Here is an 18,586-nt window from a genome sequence, read left to right on the forward strand (position 1 = left end):
GACTGACTCGTCGGCTCTCGCCCGGACGGGACGTCGTGGGTTCTATGGACGGAAATCGTGTCATCACCCTTTACCGGTAGGAAAGAGTTATAGCCCGTGATCAAAATGATGTTCTCTGTACGCTCGGGGCAGGGGGAGCCGAGTGGGTTCGATCTAGGGGATATCGTCTGTGAGGGGGAAAGCGGAACGGTGGGGTCGGCTGGTCATACTCCCGACCAGGGGATGATGATCTATCTGTCCGTGACTCTCTTGCTTGACTCTCTCAGGGAACTCCTCGCCGGTGAGAGGAGAACGGTTTCGTTCGCGGGTTCCGACACATCGCTTCGGCTCGACTTCAAGCGGGGCAACAAGGGACTCGTATCGGTATCGGCCAGGGGTGAGCTGCTGGGAAAGTCCAGGCTCGAGGATCTTGCATATGCAGTCCTCGGTCTGGCTCAAGAGCTCGCCGAGCGAGACCTTTCGCGACTTACGGTGGAGGATCCCGTAAGAAGTGACTATCACTCAGCTATGCAGGAACTTCGCGCCACATTGGCATGATGGCGGCAGGCGCCCGTGACAGGCTCAGCTTCACGCGCCTGAAGAGTACCCACGCCAAGGTCCTGGTCGAGGTTCTTCAGCTGAGCCGGCAGTGGGACACCGGTCGTTTGGGTCAGCAGCTGGCGGGCGGCCACCGCTCCGAGCATGCGGCCTGCTGCTACCTCCGGCCAGAACAGCACTCGGCTCGTCGGTCGAGGATGCCGGCGGTGTCAGACGTGCGGATGCCGGTGGCGTCACCGACGTCCCACGCGGCGCCTGGATAGACCCAGTCCCGGACGCTTTCACGAAGCAGCCGCTCAATGCGGTCGATTGCGTATGTCATGGTCTCCCTGTTCGCCGTGGGAATCCCGTCGGCCGGCGTAGTGACGTGGGCAGGCCGGTCCACGCAGTGGCAGTACCGGGCAGGCGGCGACCAGCAGTGTGTCCAGCCCGTTCACGCCGCCCGAGGCGATGCGGCGGTCCGCCTCCTCGTGGACGAAGAAGTCGCCCTGCAGCGCATCGCAGTGGGGCGCAGCCGTTGGACGGCTGCCTCCCGCGCATCGATCGGTCCTTGACCCGCCTCCGGAGCCCGGGTGCACCTTGGAGCACGGCCATTGCCGTAGCGTGATCGCCTGCCGCATGGAATGTCCATGTGTCCGGTCGGCCCGTGCGAGGGATTCCGGTGGCGAGCGATGGGACCGTGATGAGCGAACTGACGAAGCCCAGTGTCGAGGTTCCGGAGGGTGTCGCGACCACCGAGTTGACGATCCGGGACCTCGTGGTCGGCGATGGACCCGAGGCGCAGCCGGGCAGGGTGGTCCAGGTTCACTATGTAGGGGTCACGTTCGCGTCCGGAAAGGAGTTCGACTCCTCCTGGGAGCGGGACCGGCCGTTCAAGTTCGCCGTGGGCGGTGGCAAGGTCATCAAGGGCTGGGACCGGGGGGTAAGGGGAATGAAGGTCGGCGGCCGGCGCGAGATCATCATTCCCCCGCGTCTCGGTTACGGCAGGCAGTCACCCTCTCCGTTGATCCCGGCGGGCTCGACGCTGATCTTCGTCGTGGACCTGCTCACGGTGGTGGGCGGGCCCGCCGGAGCGAGGCCCGGCTCGGCCTGAACCTGGCGCTCCTGAGGGGCTGGGGGCCCTGTCGCTTCCACGTGAAGGACAGATGCACTCATCGACAGACCTTCCACGTGCATCCGCCTGGGCAGGATCGGAGGCCGTCGTCGTGCTCGGTCGCGTAAGTTCCATGTCTTGGAAAAGCTCCGACGGTACGCGACCGATCAGACGGATGCCCTCATGGGTTACCTGCGGGCCGAGTACGCCATCGACCAGCACAAACGTCAGGCCCGCGCCTTCGACGAAGTAGCACTTTCCCCCGGTCGGCTCCAGGCCACCCGCCTGGGCTTGAGGAGCTCGACTCGCCACCGAGTACGGCTTGGAGTGCCAGCTCCCCATGTCGGCCTCCTCCGCGGCGAAGCCGTACGCCGCCGTGACGGTGACGGCATCCTCCCGGTCCATCCCGAAGCGCAGCGGTAGCCCTGGACGCACGACCACCACGACGGGCCGGCCATCGCCGTCGGGCCGGACCGTCGCCGGCCCAGGTGGTCTTCAGGCGAGCCATCTCGATCCGCCGGAGAGTGTCGCGCTGCCTTCAACCGGCAGGCGGTGGAGGTGAATCGGCCGTTCGACGACGAGTAGCGCGGCGCCCGACCCGGATGTTCGAGTGCGAATGAGTGTGGTCGTGTGCGGGCGAACCGTAGAGGGCTTGAACGGCGTCGTTGTGTCATGTTCCCGCGCCCGAGCCAGGACGAGGCAGACGAGGCAAAGGAAACGAAGCTGGATGCGTATACAGATGACGCGCACGCAGATGAAGACGCGTGCGCAGAGAAGGCTGAGATGGGTGTCGCTCGCCGCGGCCGCAGTCGTGACGCTGGGGACGGGACTGGTCGCGGCGCCTCCCACGCATGCGGCGGACGACCCGGTCGAGGTCGTGGTCGACGGTGACGACGTGCGTGCCGACAACGTGAACGGCCTGACGTACAAAGGTCTCGGCGTGCTCAGCTGCAACAGCACGAGCAATTTGCTGATGGACTACAAGGCCGAGCACCCCGAGCGGTACTGGCAGCTCATCCGAGTCCTGTTCGGCGGTGGGAATCCCCTCATCAATCACGTCAAGGTCGAGATGGGGTCGGACACGAACACCTCGACCGGCGCCGACCCGGCGACCATGCGCACACGGGACGAGCTCGCCGACGCCTCCCGCTCACCGGGCTTCCAGCTGGCCGCCGACGCCAAGACGGTCAACCGGAAGCTCAAGGTCTCAATTCTGCGCTGGGAAATGCCCCAATGGGTCCAGCTGGAATGGAACAAGGGCACCGGCACCGACGAGATGTATCGCTGGTACAAGGAGACCGTCCTCGACGTCTACGAGAAGTACGGGTACATGATCGATTATGTCAACCCGGACAAGAACGAGACCCGCTCGCCGGACATCTCGTTCGTCAAGTGGTACAAGAACGCGGTCGTGAACGACACGGACTTCGCGAGCGAGCGCTACGGAATTCCGGCCGGCGAGCGGGAAGCCGTCGCCAAGGCCTACCAGCGCATCAAAATCGTGGCCTCCGACGAGAACAACACCCTCAACATGGGCCCGACGATGCTCAGCGACGCCGATCTCTTCGGGATCGTCGACGCGGCGGGCTACCACTACACAACGGAGGACCGGCGCGAGGGCGCCGCAGACAGCTCCACATATCTGCCGTACACGAAGCTGGCGACCGGCGACAACACGTACGGCCAGGACAAGGAGGTCTGGTACAGCGAGGGGACCGCCTCGTTCGGCTACACCGACTACCGCGTCAACAACACCGAAGGCCCCACCGGTGCCAGCACCGGAATCGGCGGCGTGCAGAGCGCTCTCGACGTCGCCAACCGCCTCGTCAAGAGTTACGCGAATTCCAAGCGCACCCACTACATCTTCCAGCCGGCGATCGGTTCCTTCTACGAGGGCGCCCAGTACAGCCACAAGGAACTGGTCAGCGCACGCGACCCGTGGTCGGGATATCTCCACTACGACGCGGCGCTGTACGTGATGCAGCAGTTCACCGGGTTCGCGAGGACGGGCTGGGAGAACGACACGAACACGGCGGGAATCTGGCGCACGGTTCCCGAAGCCAGCTACAGCGGGGTGAGCGGCACCGAGAATCTCGACGGCTCCAACGGCGCCCCCAGCTACATGACGCTCGCCGATCCCGAGAAGAAGGACTTCTCGACCGTCGTCGTCAACGACAGCGATCAGCCGAAGACCTACCGGATCAAGGCTGAGAACCTGCGGCTCGGCAAGGACCGCACGATGGAGGTGTGGGAGACCCGAGCGGCCGACGCCGGGCAGCGCTACGACGCCAACTTCAAGCGGCTGGTCGACGAGATCCGGCCGGATGCCGACGGTGCGTACACGTACACCGTGAAGCCGAGGTCCATCACCACCCTGACCACGCTCGACAAGAGCGCCGACCCGTCCACGAAGGAGCGCCTGCCCGAGTCCGGGGAGCGCGCCGTCCTCGACAGCGACGAGAGCGGTAAGCGCGGCGACACCCATGACACGTACCTGTACGCGGACGACTTCGCGTACGACGAAGAGGGGAAGGTCAAGGTCGGCAGAACGCTCCAGCCGTACCTCGCCTCGCGCGGGAACCAGCCCCGCTACATGGTCGACCAGACCGGCGCATGGGAGGTGGGCGGCGACGGAGTGCTGTACCAGTACATGGACCAGTCCATGAAGGACACCGCCGCCTGGAACAAGAACACCCCCAACACCACGGTCGGCGACTTCCGCTGGGAGAACTACAAGGCGTCCGTCGACGTCTCCTTCCCCGACCCGGACGGCGGTCTCGCGGCCCTGGGCGTGCGCCAGCAGAAGGGCATGGCGATCAGCGACGCGGCCTACAACCTGCGCATCGGTTCCGACGGCGCCTGGACGTTCCACGAGTACGGCACGGTCCGCGCGCAGGGCAAGGTCGCGGCGGCCGAGGGGTACCGCCTCGCTGTCGAGGCGAAGGGGGCGAAGGTCACCGCCTTCGTCGACGGCAAGGCGGTGGCGGCCTACGACGACCCGACGCCGGAGACCGAGGGCCGCGTCAAGCTCGGGAGCGGCTACCAGAGGACGGGCTTCGACAATCTGAAGGTCGAGAGGGTCGACGGCTACACGCCGTACGCCAGCGCGCAGTTGGACAACATGGACAGTGCCGTCACGTACGAGGGCACGTGGAGCCGGAAGGCCTCGCTCGGCGACGCGATGGACTGGTACCGCTCGACGTCGACCAGCACGACGGCCGGCGCATCCTTCACCGTCCCGTTCCGCGGTACGGGGGTCGACGTCATCGGCGGCAACGACGGCAGCGCCGTCCTCGACGTCTACGTCGACGGCGAGCTCGTCGCCAGGGACGCGAGGACCGCCGCCACCGACAAGCGCCTCGCGGCGTACGCGCTGCGCGGCCTGCCGGACGGCAAGCACCGGGTGAGGTTCGTCCTGAAGTCGGGGACGCTCGTCCTCGACGCCCTCAACACCATCTCCGCCTCTCACGAGGAGGACGGCGAGGTCGACACGGCACCGATCCGCCGTGCCCTCGCGGACGTCGCGACGCCGGAGCAGGGGACGTACACGGCCGCGTCGTGGCACGTGTTCACGCATGCCGTCGCCGCCGCGAAGTCCGCCGCGGCCGGACAGGACGGCCTCGACACCCTCGGCGTCGAGCAGCTCGCGAGCAGGCTGCGATCGGCGTACGACCAGTTGGAGCGCAAGGAGGACGCCGCGCAGTAGACAGCTCTCGTACAAGGGCGAGCGGTCCCGGCGGAGGCCTCACCGGGGCCGCTCAGGCCGGTTCGCGGCGCCGCGTCATGGGCGGGTGCGCGGAGTGCGGTGCGGCCGGTAGCGACGAGGCGCGAATCATCAACTCCGGCAGGATGAGCACCCGTTGGGCCGGGCGGCGGCTGCCTTCGAGCAGGCGCGCCAGCATCATCTCGACGGCCGTGCGGCCCACGAGCGCCTTGGGCGGCCGTACTGCTGTGATTGCCGGGTCGGCGAGATGGGCGACCTCGTCGTCGTAGCTGACGATCGCCAGGTCGTCGGGGACACGGATGCCCTGCTCGGTCAGGTACTGGACCACCGAGAGTGCGTCGGGGTCGCTGTGCACGATGAGCGCGGTGATGCGGGAGCGGCGGCAGCCTTCCAGGATGTCACCGATGATCCGGCGGTGTCCCGGGACGTCGAGGGCAACGCTCTCACGTATCAGCAAGTCGGCGGACAGACCGAGTTCGGCGCAGGCGCGGTGCCACCCCACGGCGAGGTGCGCCGAGGTGGGGCTGCCCTTGGACAGCACGAGCCCGATATTGCGGTGGCCGAGCGTGTGCAGATGCCGGACCGCCATCTCCAGCCCGGTCGCGTGATCGCTGCGCACCCATTCGAGCTGGTGCGGCGTCGGGGTCCAGTCGGGCGTGTTGCGCTCCACGAAGACCACGGGGACCGGCAGCTTCCCGATCCAGTCGATCATCTCGTGCATGCCGGGGCCCTCCAGGTTCGGCGCGAGGAGCAACCCCTGCACCTGCCCGGATTCGGTCAGCCGGACGATCTGTCGGCGGTCCTCCGCCTGGTCGTAACTGGAGCCCCGCAGCTGGACGTTTACGCCGTGCGCCGCCGCGGCGTTGCGGACGCCACTGACGATGTGAGGCCAGTAGAAGTCCAGCGAGGGGACCACCATCCCGATCGTGAACGCGGGCATCGCGAGCCGCCTCCGGCGCACAGGCTCCTGTTCCAGGGCGGAGGGCAGCGTGGCCCCGCCGTGCACCCGGGTCAGCAGGCCGCGCTCGGCCAGCGCCGCGATGTCGCGCCTGATCGTGAGCTCGCTGACCGAGAGGTCCTGCGCGAGTTCGCGTACGCGAACAGCGCCGTGCAGCCGCAGCTGGTCCATCAGCCGTTCGCGGCGTTGCAGCGCGAACAGCTGGTCGGCCCTCGCGGAAGATCCCGCGGGTCCCTCGGGCCCGGTGAGCCGTGTCGACGTCATGGCGAATCCCCTCCCGTCCGGTGCTGAGCCCGGGCGATGTTCGAGTGTGTTCGGCTCGTTTCGTCCGTGGTCGAGCTCTGGTGGGTCTGTGTGGGTGACCACTATCTCTGACTCAGCGTCTTCTGGCTGGAACTCGCCGGAAACACGGATGGCACCTGCTGTTTGAGCGGGGGCCCAAAGACAGAGGAGCCCGCACCGCATGCAGACCAAGGCCCGCGCTCTGGTCGTGATGAGCAGGTCCAGCTTCGAGGCACACTTCGATCAGGACCGGCTGGGTCGCCTCGCCGACCTCGTGACCCTGGACGAGCCCTGCTGGACGGACGACCTCGACAGCGCACGGTCGCGCGAACGCCTGGCCCGCGCCGAAGTGCTGCTCACGTCGTGGGGAGCGCCCGCCCTCACGCCGCAGCGGCTCGCCGCGGCACCCCGCCTTCGGGCAGTGCTGCACGGGGCGGGCAGCGTGCGCGACCTGGTCGGGCAGGAGGTGTGGCGGCGCGGGATCCGGGTGGCCAGCGCCGCCGGCGCCAACGCCGTACCGGTGGCGGAGTACACCCTCGCCGCGATCATCTTCGCCGGGAAGAAGGTCCCGTTCCTCGCCGCCGACGAGCAGCGCGCGTACGGGGGCTGGGGCTCGGTCGCCGGTTACGGCGACCTGTCCAACTTCCGGCGGACCGTCGGCATCGTCGGCTTCTCGCGGATCGGCCGTCAGGTCGTCGAGCTGCTGCAGGTGCTGCGCGGCACCACCTGCCTGGTGGCCGACCCCTACGCCGACCCGGAGGAGGTGGCGCGGGCCGGTGCGAGGCTCGTACCGCTGGAGGAGATGCTGCCTCGGGTCCACGCGCTGTCCGTACACGCCCCCGAGCTGCCCGAGACCCACCACCTCATCGGCGCCGAACAGCTGCGCATGCTGCCCGACTTCGCGACGGTCATCAACACCGCGCGCGGCTCGCTCGTCGACCCCGACGCGCTGGCCGCCGAGTGCGCTGCCCGCCGGCTCTTCGCGATCCTCGACGTCACCGATCCCGAACCGCTGCCCGCCGACTCGCCGTTGCGCCGCCTCGCCCGCGTGATGATCACGCCGCACATCGCCGGGTCCCTGGGCACCGAGATCGGCCGGCTGACCGACCACGTCCTCGACGAGCTCGCCCGCTGGGTCGCCGGCAAGCCGCTGAGGGCCGAGATCACCGCGGAGAGCTGGGCCCTGGGCCTGAGCGCCTGACCCCGATCCACTTGCTCCACCGTCCCCAACCGCTCAAAGGAGAGCCGCCTCAATGAAGTTGACGAAGAACCTCGCCCGTATCGCGCCGTTGGTCGTCGCCGCGACCCTCACTGCCACCGCCTGCGACGCCAGCGGCACGGACAGCACCTCGTCGTCCAAGGGCAAGACCGTCGTGAAGATCGCGTTGTGGAACTACAAGACCACGCCCGAGTTCAAGGCCCTGATCGACGGCTTCGAGGCCGAGAACCCCGGCATCGACGTCCAGCCGGTCGACATCCTCGCCGACAACTACCCGGAGAAGGTCACCACCATGCTTGCGGGCGGTGACACCACCGACGTCCTGACCATGAAGAACGTCACCGACTACGCCCGCTACGCCACCCGCGACCAGCTCCTGTCGCTGACCGACGAGGCGGCGAAGCTGGACAAGGCGTCGTACTCCGGCCTCGACGACTACAACCTCAAGGACGAGTACTACGCGCTGCCCTACCGCTCGGACTTCTGGGTCCTCTTCTACAACAAGGACATGATCGGCAAGGAAGACCTGTCCAAGCTGACCTGGGACGACTACGCGAAGCTCGCGAAGGAGTTCACCAAGGGCTCCGGCTCCGACAAGGTCTACGGCACCTACCTGCACACCTGGCGCTCCGTCGTCCAGGCGATCTCCTCAGCGCAGACCGGCGGTGACCAGCTCGGCGGCGACTACGCGTTCTTCAAGGACCAGTACGAGATGGCCATCGGACTGCAGAAGGCGAAGGCGACCCTGCCGTTCTCCACAGCCTCCAGCAACCAGATCACCTACGACTCGCAGCTGACCACCGGCAAGGCCGCCATGGTCCCGATGGGCTCGTGGTGGGCGGCCGCGCTGCTCGCCGAGAAGGCGCAGGGCAAGAACGACATCAACTGGGGCATGGCGCCGATGCCGCAGGTCAAGAACGACGGCAAGAACGTCACCTTCGGTTCGCCGACCGCGTTCGCCGTCAACAAGAAGGCCCACAACGCGGACGCCGCCAAGAAGTTCGTCACCTGGGCGTCAGGCCCGCAGGGCGCCGCCGCAGTCGCGAAGATCGGCGTCACGCCCGCGTACACCAGCGACAAGATCCTCGACACCTTCTTCTCCGTCGACGGCATGCCGGCCGACGCCCTGTCCCGCAGGACGATGCAGCCGACGACGGTGCAGCTGGAGATGCCGGTCAGTGACAAGACCTCCGACATCGACCAGATCCTCAAGGAGGAGCACGAGATGGTCATGAGCGGCGAGAAGTCCGTCGACGAGGGCATCAAGGAGATGGACAAGCGTGTGAAGGACGAAGTCCAGTGAGTGTCGTCGCACCCCCCGCCCCCCGGCACGCGTCCGACGGCGCTTCCGCGGCCCATGAGGCCGCTGCCAAGCGCCGGAGGCGCCGCAACCTCCTGGTCGGCTGGTCGTTCATCCTGCCGAACTTCCTCGGGTTCGCCGCCCTCACCCTCATCCCGGTGATCGGCGCGCTCGCGATCTCCTTCACCGACTGGGACTCCTACTCCACCCCGAAGTGGGCGGGCCTGGACAACTTCCAGCGGCTGTGGACCGACTCCAACTTCTGGGCCGCGCTGCAGAACACCCTGTACTACGCGGCAGGACACATCCCGCTCACCCTCGTGGTCTCGCTCGGCCTCGCCGTGCTGCTCAACCAGAAGCTGCGCGGCGTACACGTCCTGCGGACCGCCTTCTTCTTTCCGTACATCACCTCGCTCGTCGCCGTCGCCGTGGTGTGGAACATGTTGCTGAGTCCCGAGTCGGGGCCGGTCAACCAGTTCCTGACGTTCCTCGGCATCGACCACCCGCCGGGCTGGACCAGCTCCCAGGACTGGGCGATGCCTGCGCTGATCATCACGAGCGTGTGGCGGGACATGGGCTACTACATGGTGCTGTTCCTGGCCGGACTGCAGACCGTCCCGGCCGAGCTGTACGAGGCGGCCCGCATGGACGGCGCTGGCGCCTGGCAGCGGTTCTGGCACGTCACCCTGCCGGGGCTTCGGCCCACGACCTTCTTCGTCACCGTGATGATCACGGTCTCCAGCTTCAAGGTCTTCGACCTGGTGCAGGTCATGACCGAGGGCGGGCCGGGCCGCTCCACCCTCGTCCTGTCCCAGCTGATCTTCCGTGAGGGCATCACGCAGGGCCGCTTCGGCTACGCCTCGGCGGTCTCCCTCGTGCTCTTCCTGATCTGCCTGGTGATCACGGTGATCCAGTTCCTGATGCAGCGAAGGAGCGAGCGATGAGTACCACCGTGCTGCGCAAGGACAGCAACGCGCCCACGGACCCCGCTCCCGCAGGCCCGCCTGCGGAGTCCCGTGCCCGCGGCGGCGCGGCGGCGGTCACCGGGCAGATCGCCCTGTATGTGCTTCTCGCCGTGGTGGCCCTGGCGGTTCTCCTGCCGTTCTTCTGGATGCTGATCTCGTCGGTCAAGGATGACCGCGATGTCTTCACGGTGCCGATCCAGTGGATCCCCGAAGAGTTCAAATGGGAGAATTTCACTACCATCTGGACGCGAGTGCCGTTCGCCGCCTACCTCGGCAATTCGTTCTTCCTGAGTATCGTGATCACGTTTCTGCAGGTGCTCACCGGCAGCTTCGCGGCGTACGGCTTCGCCAAGATGCGCTTCCCGGGCCGGGATCTGCTGTTCACCGGCTACATCGCGACGATCGCAGTGCCGTGGCAGGCGTACATGGTGCCGCAGTACGTGATCATGCAGAAGTTCGGCCTGGTGAACTCGTACACGTCGCTCATCCTTCTGCAGGCGTTCGGCGCGTTCGGAGTCTTCCTGATGCGGCAGTTCTATCTGACGATCCCGGACGAGATCAGCGAGGCGGCCCGCCTCGACGGCCTGACCGAGTACGGAATCTGGGCGCGGATCGTGCTTCCGCTGTCCAAGCCGGCGCTCGCGAGCCTCGCGCTGCTGACGTTCGTGAACACCTGGAACGACTACATGGGCCCGTTCATCTACCTCACCGACAACCGCCTGTGGACCGTGCAGCTGGGGCTGCGCGCCTTCATCGGGCAGTACGACGCGGAATCGGCGATGATCATGACGGGTTCGGTGCTCTCCCTGGCGCCGGTCCTGGCGGTGTTCCTGCTCGGCCAGCGCTACTTCGTGCGAGGCATCGCGACGACCGGTGTGAAGGGCTGAGGGGTGGAGAGGACGGAGGGGAGCCGGCGACCGCGACTCAATGTCGCTTACGGTTCCTGGGAATTGATCTGGGCGCACGTCCACCGTGTCCTGGTCGTCAACCTCGGGGTCGCCGTGACGAATCTGCCCCTGCTGGCCGCGCTGCAGGTGACCCATCAGCCCTGGCGGCACCCTGTGTTCTTCGGGCTGTTGCTGCTGATGCTGCCGGGGCCGTCCCTCGCCGCCGCGTTCGCGTATCTCGGCGCGACAACCGGGGAGGAGCAGGCGCCGGTAAGGCTGTTCGCCCGGGCATACCGACAGCTGTTCCGGCGAGCGGTGCTGGTCTCGGCACCCTTCGTGCTGCTCGTGATCGCGGCCGTCGTGGATGTCGTGACCCTGCGAGCATCCGCGCTGGGTACGGCGGTCGTACCGATGGCGGTGGTGGTCGCGCTGGTGGCTGCCGCGGCCTGGCCGGTCGCGCTCACGCACGTGGCCGGGGGAGGGGACATCGGGCGGCGGCTCTTCCTGCTGGCGCCGTACGCAGTGCTCCGTCACGGGCTGCCGGCCCTGATGAACCTCGTACTGGGGATCGTGGTCCTGTTGCTCGTCAACCAGGCGCCGCTGTTGGGGCTCGCGGTGTTGCCCGGGTGCGTGCTGTTCGTGGTGTGGCGCAACTGCCGGGTCATGGTGGTCCTCAGCGATCGGGGCGCGGCGAGCGATCCTGTCGTACGAGAAGGGAGGCGTGATGTCACCGACGGCTTCCGGTCGGGCGTGGAACCGGCAACATGAGCTGGAAGCTGACTGGCAGGGCGGGCTGCACGCCCGCATCCGGTCGGCGGCGGACTCCGCGCGGAGCACGTGCATGCCGGACCTGCCGTTCTCCTTGTACCGCCGCTTCGACGACGACGGCGACCGCCTGGCGTACGAGGAGCTGTACTTCCGGCGCCGAGCGCTGGTGACGGCCCTCGCCGCCGAGGCCCTGGTCGACCCGGAAGCCGAACTCGCCCCACTGGCCGACGCGTTGTGGTCCGTCTGCGACGAGTACACCTGGGCGCTGCCCGCCCACGAGATGCATGCGACCCGCTTGGGCCGGGGCATGGACCAGTGCCTCGACCTGTTCGCCGCGCTCACCGCGCAGTTGCTCGCCGAAACGGTCCAGGTCTGCGGCGACCGGCTCGATCCCCGGGTCGCCGCCCGCGTGCGCGACCAGGTGGACCGCCGGGTGCTGTCCCTGCTCGCCGACGACGAACGCCCGCTTCCGTGGGAGGGCTGGGCGCACAACTGGGCCGCAGTCTGCGGCGGTTGCGTGGGCCTCGCGGCACTGGCCCTGTGGGATCCTGGGCCGCGCCTGACCCGAGTCCTCGACCGGTGCAGACGCGCCCAACTCACCTACCTCAGTGGCTTCGGCGACGACGGGGGCTGTGCGGAAGGGGTGGGCTACTGGGTGTTCGGGTTCGCGCACTTCGTCTACTTCGCCGAGGGACTGCGGGAGTTCACCGGGGAAGATCTGCTCACGCACCCCAAGGTGTCGGCCATCGCCCGCTTTCCGGGGGCGGTGCATCTGGGCGGCGGGCTGTTCCCCGCCTTCTCGGACGGGGAGGAAAGGCCTCGCGTGCCCGCCGGTCTCGCCCGGCAGCTCTCGCGGAGGCTCGGGGTCCGGGTCCCCGCCGAGGCCGTGGAGGCCACGGACAGCGGGGCGGACCTCCCACGGGACTGGGCCGACCTCTCCCGAACCCTGCGGTGGGGCGCCCCGGGCCCCACCCCCGTGCCGGAACCCGAGCCGCCCACGGCGTACCTCCCCGACCTCGCATGGCTGGTCGACCGGGGACAGGGCGTGGCCTTCGCGGCCAAGGGCGGCCACAACGCCGAGCCTCACAACCACAACGACCTCGGCCAGTTCGTACTGGCGGCCCGGGGTGAGGTGCTGCTCGCCGACCTGGGCGCCGGCGAGTACCGCAAGGGGTACTTCGACGAGGCCACCCGCTACGCATTCCTGCACGCCTCCTCGCGCGCGCACTCCGTTCCCCGCGTCCACACGCGCGAGCAGTCCGCGGGCGGCGCCCGCGCGGCCAAGGTCCTGAAGCTCCACGTCCACGCGCACGGCGCGGACCTGACTCTCGACCTCGCCGGCGCTTACGAGGTGAACGGCTTGACAGCACTGCGCCGCGCCTTCTCCTGGCACCGCGACACCGGGGAACTGCTGCTCGTCGACGAGGTGGTGGCAGAACGCCCGGTCCCGCTGGAGGAGGTGTTCGTCAGCCGACTGCGCCCCGAACTCCGCGCGGACGGGGCGGTGTGGACCGGAACCGCGGCACGGGCCCACCTCGGCCTGCCGGAAGGCTGTGTCCCGCACGTCGAAACGGTGCACACCACCGACCACGAGGGAGCCCCCGACACGGTCCACCTCCTGCGGCTGGCCTTCGACCTCGTTGAGCGGCAGACCCGGTTGCCGTTCCGGTTCACCGTCGGCTCCGCTGCCGGCGGGGAGGGCCCCCGGGGAGACACCAGCGGAGGGCCCCTGCCGGCGTGAAGGCGTACGGGAACGGCAGGCCTGCATGCCAACGGATCAGGAGGAGGGGGCAGATTTCCTGGGGTCGAGGGTTCGTTCCGGCACCTGACCTTCGGGCTCTCCACGAGAACCTCACCGAGGCGGATCGGCACGACCTTCAGCAGCGGTCAACGATCTCCACCTCCTTCACCCCGGCGTCCGTCCACCTGCCGAAGCTCGCGCAGTACCACGCGATGCATCCGAGGACCGACTGACGGAACGCGCTCACGACGCCACAACCACCCGGTGACCCTGTTGCCGAACGACCCGATCATGCAACAGACGAATGACACACGACCTCGATGACGCCGGCTGCGGATGTGGGTCGTCGACGGCACTTGGAGCAGGTGTTCACCGGCCTGGTGGCTTTGGCCCCGAACCCCTACGCGACCCAGCAGTAGACGCTCCGGCCCTGGCGTCGGGCACTGCTGACGAGAGCACCCAGATCGCCCAAGATCAGGAAGGCGGTCTCCGTGTCGATGACCTCGCCGTCCTCCGCCCGCTGCAAGGACCATGCGACAGCGGCATCCTTCAACTCGGACCGTTCGGCCTCGGCGAGCGCTGCGGACAGGCGAGGCGAGATCGCGAAGACGAGGCACCCGTCATCGTCCTGGCCGGCGACGAGACGAGGCTCGTCAGCCTCGACGAGTTCCTCGAAGCTGACGTCGGAGAACAAGCACTCCCACTCGATCACAGCCTCTTCGGGGTCGAAGTTGCCGAAGGAGAGCGACTCGAATGCGCGTCGCGGCCCGGTCCGAAGCACCAGAGCCGCTGACGCGTCGTCCGGAGCCGCGAAGAATTCTACGATGATGCTCACCCCGGCATCATGCCGGACTGCCCACCACCCGCGACCACGATCGGCCGGACAGCTCCTCGCAGGACGGATGGGGTGCGGCCCTCCTCGTCAGCGCCGTCGAACGCGGCAGACATCGTTTTCGATGAGGCGACGGCCGTCAGGACCAGCCGCTCGGTGCCGGACTCGGCGATCTTTTTGTTCTTCAGGCCGCCCGACTCCGACTGGAAGGACTCCGGGATGTGGCCTTCAGTGCTGTGAGTCCAGCCGCTTCTTCGCGTAGCCACACGGGCGCCCTATAGTTGGCCTTATGAGTCGCTGGACGGATTTGGCCGGGAAAGCGTCCGGGGAGGACTACGCCGCACGATTCGCGACCCTGGCGCGCAGTGGCAAGAACGTGCACGGTGAGGCGCGGTTCTGTGCGGCTCTCGTGCCAGTCGGAGCGCGGGTGCTGGACGCCGGGTGCGGTACCGGACGCGTCATGATCCGGCTCGCGGAACTCGGGTACGACTGTGTCGGGGTGGATCTTGACGCGTCGATGCTGGCAGTGGCGCGGAAGCAGTCGCCCGGACTGCCTTGGTTCCAGTCCGATCTGGCCGAGTTCGAGCCGGCCCTGCTCGGCATTGCAGGAGGCTTCGACCTTGTCGTTGCTGCGGGCAATATTTTCCCGCTGCTCGCCCCCGGTACCGAGACCACGGTGGTTGAGCACCTGTCCGCGGCACTGCGTCCGGGCGGCCTGCTGGTCGCCGGCTTCGGCCTGGACGAAGCGCACCTGCCGGTGCTGCCCAGCCTCACACTGTCGGACTACGACGACTTCTGTGCCGCGGCCGGCCTCATCCTCGTCGACCGGTTCGCCACCTGGGATGCCGACCCTTACGACGGCGGCGGGTATGCCGTCAGTGTCCACCGTCGGTGAGGGCGTACCGGACGTCTTGATTGCCGTCCACCAGGCGGGCTGGGGACCACTGTGCACCGTGGGTATCGTCGTCCACCTGTTCCCGATGACGCATCACGTGGAGTGCGTGGCGATCCTTGAGCCTGCCGTAAAGGGCGTCTGACCTGCGGGTTCGTGCGGTGTGCGTTATGTGCATTGTGGGCGTTACGGGCGATATCTTGACGCTGAAATGACGCTCGCGGCGGTGTCTTGACGCTCATTTGACGCTCGTTCTGATGGTGGTCAGGTGCTCTGGGTGGCTGGTCAGGCGGCCCCCGGCTGCGCGAGTGGAGCTGGTTGCCGGGGAATTTCGGTGGTGCAGAGCGGTCCCATGCTGCTGCCTGCGCATTGTGCCGGCAGGTTCTTCGTTGTCGTAGTTGTCCTCCTCGGGCCGCTCGATGCCGGTGACCTCGGGGATCTTGTCCAGGCGGTGGCGCGTCGATGATCCAGCTCTCTCTGTCGGGGCGGTGAGGGCGATGGCCGTGTCGCACTCGTTCTCAATGCTGCCAAGGAGTTCCTCGGCGACATCCTCGTAGGTGACGACGCCCGCCGCTCCGCCGTGCTCGTCCAAGCCGACGGTGATCTCGTTGTCGCGCTCTCGCATCTGCGCCACCACGGCGGGGAGCTCCAGGGAGGTCCTATGAGGCGGGGCGGCGGGTGCCAGCACTACGGCCCGCAGAGTGTGAGAGCCCGCATCCAGCGGGCTTCCCGCAGCTCCGAGATGGGCTTCTCGGAGAAGAGATCCGTGAACACGTCATCATCCCCAACTCCCTCTCGATTCCGGAATCGCTTGGATGATGTTGACCAGGTTCGGACGGTTAGCCGGGTCCTTAGGCGGGCACGGAGCACGGGAGTGAGCGCGTCGGCTACTCCCGTGAGGTCCGGGTCCGCAGTGCAGATTGCCACCACCGTCGCCATCGGCGACGCTGCCTCAAATGGCGGCCTCCCCGTCCTGGCCATGGCCACCACGGTGCACGCCAGCGAGAAGGTGTCTGAGGCGGGCGTGAGGGGCTTAGCCTCAAATTGCTCGGGTGACATGAACGCCGCAATTCCGATGGCGTTGCCGAAGGTCGTTAACCGCGCGTTCGCCTGGTCGCGCGCTAGGTGTATTGACCCGCAGGGTTGTTGACGCGGGTGGCCGGTGACTGGCCTCCGAGTGCGGTCTTGCTCGGCTTGATGTCCCGGTGGATGAGGCCGTGGTCGTGCAGCCAGTGCAACCCCTGGGTGGCGCTGGAGCGCCTCCAGAGCCTACAGATCAGGTGCTTGCAGTTGTATTGCCAGGATGTCTGGGAATCCAGCTTGGGTGCGGCGTCAGGTTGGAGAAAGCGATGCCGGACGGTCAGGAGATCCGTTCGTACAGGACCCCTTCAGTCTCCCGCAGCTCACGTTCGACCGCTTCGGTGAGGTTCGGGTTGTCGATGAGGACGCCGAACTCGACGTTGTTGTTCTCCGCGCTCCAGGAGAAGTTCGCGCTGGTCACCAGTAGAAGGTGGTGATCGATGGCTAGGAACTTGTTCGGTCGTCGGAGACCAGTGTTGTCCGCTGTCGTCGGCGGCCCGGGTGTCCATGTAGACGCGGACGGCGACTTCGTCGCGCTGCGCAATTTCCCGCAGTGACTTCCAAAGCGTCGAGCTCCGTTGCAAGTTGAAGGTCGAGCACGTTATGGCGTGGCGCGCGCTGTCGACGAGGCGTGTCACCGAGGTGGTGAGCGGTCCGCTCTGGCGAGGTGCCCGGGCATGGTCCACAGTGGCGACAGTGTGGTCGGCAGCGCCCGGGCCCCCTCGATCGCACGTAGGACTCGGACCTGATGGTGCGATGCCTCGTCGTCGCCAGCTACGGCCTGCAACAGACGCCGGACCTCTGCCCGCTGGCCGGCCGGCACGACTTTGAGCGCGGTACCGAGGGTGTCGCCGTCGGCCAGACGGTCCGCGATGCCTTTGGCCTCGGTCCCGGTGAGGAGTTGACCGAGCCGCCGTGCCGCGTCTGCCTCACCCATGGACTCGGAAGAACCCGAGGCCACTACCGGGCAGGTCGAGGAGGAAGCGGCGATCGAGGAAGCGGTTGGCGCGCTCGCAGGAGGTCTCTGATGCCATTACGCAGCAATGGCAGGCGGCGCCGTGGAGGAAGTCCTCGGGGTCCTGCGGAGTGCGCTTGGAGCAGATGGGGTCGGAGGAGCAGCGCGCGGCTTTGCGCAGCGCGCTGTCGACGACCCGCTGGAGGCGAGAGGGCTCACTGAGCTGCACAAGGCCACCCAGGGTGCCGTCGCTGTCGGAAGCGGTGGTGCAGATGAGAAGGCCGGCCGATGGGTCACGCCCTTCGGCGGCGGGCCAGGCGTAGAGGCGCTCGCTGAGGCTGGCAGCCGAGTATCCGCAGGTGAGGGCGAGCTCGCGGATCAGGATGTGAGCGAAGGTGTGAACGAGCCAATAGCGCGGGGGCTTGAGACGAGTGGAGAAGTTCGGCATCGCCCCTGCACGCCGTCGTCGACGGAGATCGTCATGCCATCCGACACGAACCGAAGGAGCGATCACGATGGATCTCCGCGAGCTGATGCTGGCCACGACTACGCTATTTCCCCGAGTACGAACGAGTCGTCGCTTTTGCTGATCGTCCTGCTGACAGGCGTGCTGTTGCTGTTCTGCGGCGCCATCCTGCCGATCTCGAAGATGCTGAGAATCAAGCTCACCCCGCGCACTGTCCGCCGTGTGCGCCGGACGATGGCTCTGTCGTTCCTCGGCGGAGCCGCAAAGGCCCTGGGTGGCGCCGTCGTGCTCGCCTTGGTCTGGTGGGCCCAGCAGAACTTCTGGCTGTACTGAGCTGCTGACCGCCTCGACAGACTGGTGTGCGCGCTCTCGTGGGGTTCAGACTCCCTCCTCCGTCGCCGCTCGCCGTGGTGCAGCCCCCCTCCAACGGACGAAGAGTGAGGGAGCCCTCAACTTCAACGCGCCCGGCTTCGTTCTCACGCTCGCACAGAAGGTCAACCACCTGACATCGTCGGCGGCACGGGCGGCGTACGAACTGCCGACCCTCGACGAGGTTGGTGATCGTCTGCAGCTCGTAGGGCTGAGCCTCAAGGCCATCACGCTGGTCAACCGTGGCGGGCAGGTGGCGTACGAAGGATAGGTGGGCGCTTTGCATGGGGACCGGCTCCGTCACCTCAGCGAATCCCTCGGACCGGGAACCCTGGTCAAGACACTCGAAGCAGCCTTGTCTCCAAGTGGCGTACCGGTGAGGTACAACTTCTCCACCCGGACTGCCTCGGTAAAGCCGCCCCGCGGCAGTGTCCCCCTACTGGACCTCGTGAACACGTCCATTCGACTCTTCACGGATCTATCCCAAGCGGAGGAGGAACGCCTCGTCGAGGTGATCC

At 67.3% G+C, this 18,586-nt stretch carries 18 protein-coding genes and 1 pseudogene; 11 read left to right on the forward strand and 8 right to left on the reverse strand.

Translation table 11 applies throughout. From position 1 onward, the window contains the following. Nucleotides 1–96 precede the first annotated feature (96 nt). Nucleotides 97–537, forward strand: a complete 441-nt coding sequence (locus ACFWFI_RS01150) for a hypothetical protein (protein WP_387384060.1) — start codon at nt 97–99, stop codon at nt 535–537. A gap of 68 nt (nt 538–605) precedes the next feature. On the opposite strand, the pseudogene ACFWFI_RS01155 reads toward ACFWFI_RS01150, so the two are convergent. Further along, nucleotides 606–859: pseudogene (locus ACFWFI_RS01155) on the reverse strand (serine hydrolase); the annotation flags it as partial. Between the two features lie 360 nt (nt 860–1,219). Here ACFWFI_RS01155 and ACFWFI_RS01160 point away from each other — a divergent pair. After that, on the forward strand, nt 1,220–1,630 hold the full coding sequence (locus ACFWFI_RS01160) for an FKBP-type peptidyl-prolyl cis-trans isomerase (protein ID WP_387384062.1): 411 nt from the start codon (nt 1,220–1,222) through the stop codon (nt 1,628–1,630). 727 nt (nt 1,631–2,357) lie between these two features. After that, entirely contained in the window at nt 2,358–5,336 is a 2,979-nt protein-coding gene (locus ACFWFI_RS01165; RefSeq protein ID WP_387384064.1) for a GH59 galactosidase, read from the forward strand. 52 nt (nt 5,337–5,388) lie between these two features. On the opposite strand, the gene ACFWFI_RS01170 is transcribed toward ACFWFI_RS01165, so the two are convergent. Further along, nucleotides 5,389–6,576, reverse strand: coding sequence for a substrate-binding domain-containing protein (locus tag ACFWFI_RS01170; protein ID WP_387384066.1), 1,188 nt, complete (start codon nt 6,574–6,576; stop codon nt 5,389–5,391). Nucleotides 6,577–6,775: 199 nt separating this feature from the next. Here ACFWFI_RS01170 and ACFWFI_RS01175 point away from each other — a divergent pair, with 199 nt between their 5' ends. The 6 genes from ACFWFI_RS01175 to ACFWFI_RS01200 all read left to right on the forward strand — a co-directional run bounded on the left by ACFWFI_RS01175 (nt 6,776) and on the right by ACFWFI_RS01200 (nt 13,474). Beyond that, on the forward strand, nt 6,776–7,795 hold the full coding sequence (locus tag ACFWFI_RS01175; protein ID WP_387384067.1) for a hydroxyacid dehydrogenase: 1,020 nt from the start codon (nt 6,776–6,778) through the stop codon (nt 7,793–7,795). 52 nt (nt 7,796–7,847) lie between these two features. After that, nucleotides 7,848–9,116 carry an ABC transporter substrate-binding protein gene (locus ACFWFI_RS01180; protein WP_387384069.1) on the forward strand — a complete coding sequence of 423 codons (1,269 nt, stop codon included), beginning with the start codon at nt 7,848–7,850 and terminating at the stop codon, nt 9,114–9,116. Continuing rightward, the gene (locus tag ACFWFI_RS01185; protein ID WP_387384071.1) at nt 9,113–10,057 is read left to right on the forward strand and encodes a carbohydrate ABC transporter permease; all 945 of its coding nucleotides are present in this window, start codon (nt 9,113–9,115) and stop codon (nt 10,055–10,057) included. Before ACFWFI_RS01180 ends, ACFWFI_RS01185 begins: the two co-directional genes overlap by 4 nt. Further along, nucleotides 10,054–10,965 (forward strand): carbohydrate ABC transporter permease, encoded by a 912-nt coding sequence (locus tag ACFWFI_RS01190; protein WP_387384073.1) that lies wholly within the window; start codon nt 10,054–10,056, stop codon nt 10,963–10,965. Before ACFWFI_RS01185 ends, ACFWFI_RS01190 begins: the two co-directional genes overlap by 4 nt. 63 nt (nt 10,966–11,028) lie before the next feature. Continuing rightward, complete coding sequence (locus ACFWFI_RS01195; protein WP_387384075.1) at nt 11,029–11,733, forward strand: hypothetical protein; 705 nt, start codon at nt 11,029–11,031, stop codon at nt 11,731–11,733. 73 nt (nt 11,734–11,806) lie between these two features. Further along, a complete protein-coding gene (locus ACFWFI_RS01200) occupies nt 11,807–13,474 on the forward strand; it encodes a heparinase II/III domain-containing protein (RefSeq protein WP_387384077.1) in 1,668 nt (555 codons plus the stop codon). Between the two features lie 400 nt (nt 13,475–13,874). On the opposite strand, the gene ACFWFI_RS01205 is transcribed toward ACFWFI_RS01200, so the two are convergent. Together ACFWFI_RS01205 and ACFWFI_RS01210 are read right to left on the reverse strand one after the other, a co-directional pair. Beyond that, a complete protein-coding gene (locus ACFWFI_RS01205; protein WP_387384079.1) occupies nt 13,875–14,309 on the reverse strand; it encodes a hypothetical protein in 435 nt (144 codons plus the stop codon). Then, nucleotides 14,306–14,572: a hypothetical protein gene (locus ACFWFI_RS01210; protein ID WP_387384081.1), complete on the reverse strand. Its 267-nt coding sequence runs from the start codon at nt 14,570–14,572 to the stop codon at nt 14,306–14,308. The genes ACFWFI_RS01205 and ACFWFI_RS01210 overlap by 4 nt, the downstream gene beginning before the upstream one ends. 23 nt (nt 14,573–14,595) lie before the next feature. Here ACFWFI_RS01210 and ACFWFI_RS01215 point away from each other — a divergent pair, with 23 nt between their 5' ends. Then, nucleotides 14,596–15,201: a class I SAM-dependent methyltransferase gene (locus ACFWFI_RS01215; RefSeq protein WP_387384083.1), complete on the forward strand. Its 606-nt coding sequence runs from the start codon at nt 14,596–14,598 to the stop codon at nt 15,199–15,201. Nucleotides 15,202–15,436: 235 nt separating this feature from the next. Here ACFWFI_RS01215 and ACFWFI_RS01220 read toward each other — a convergent pair whose 3' ends face one another. From ACFWFI_RS01220 to ACFWFI_RS01235, 4 genes are all read right to left on the reverse strand, one after another. Then, nucleotides 15,437–15,835 carry a hypothetical protein gene (locus tag ACFWFI_RS01220; protein WP_387384085.1) on the reverse strand — a complete coding sequence of 133 codons (399 nt, stop codon included), beginning with the start codon at nt 15,833–15,835 and terminating at the stop codon, nt 15,437–15,439. 723 nt (nt 15,836–16,558) lie between these two features. Continuing rightward, complete coding sequence (locus ACFWFI_RS01225) at nt 16,559–16,822, reverse strand: phospholipase D-like domain-containing protein (protein ID WP_387384087.1); 264 nt, start codon at nt 16,820–16,822, stop codon at nt 16,559–16,561. 90 nt (nt 16,823–16,912) lie between these two features. Next, the gene (locus tag ACFWFI_RS01230; RefSeq protein ID WP_387384089.1) at nt 16,913–17,215 is read right to left on the reverse strand and encodes a hypothetical protein; all 303 of its coding nucleotides are present in this window, start codon (nt 17,213–17,215) and stop codon (nt 16,913–16,915) included. Further along, nucleotides 17,208–17,777 (reverse strand): Zn-binding domain-containing protein, encoded by a 570-nt coding sequence (locus ACFWFI_RS01235; RefSeq protein ID WP_387384091.1) that lies wholly within the window; start codon nt 17,775–17,777, stop codon nt 17,208–17,210. Before ACFWFI_RS01235 ends, ACFWFI_RS01230 begins: the two co-directional genes overlap by 8 nt. Nucleotides 17,778–17,816: 39 nt before the next feature. Between ACFWFI_RS01235 and ACFWFI_RS01240 the strand changes: the two genes are divergently transcribed. Continuing rightward, nucleotides 17,817–18,032, forward strand: a complete 216-nt coding sequence (locus ACFWFI_RS01240) for a hypothetical protein (RefSeq protein WP_387384094.1) — start codon at nt 17,817–17,819, stop codon at nt 18,030–18,032. Nucleotides 18,033–18,586: the final 554 nt, after the last annotated feature.

The sequence above is a fragment of the Streptomyces sp. NPDC060209 genome (assembly GCF_042728155.1).
Lineage (GTDB): Bacteria > Actinomycetota > Actinomycetes > Streptomycetales > Streptomycetaceae > Streptomyces.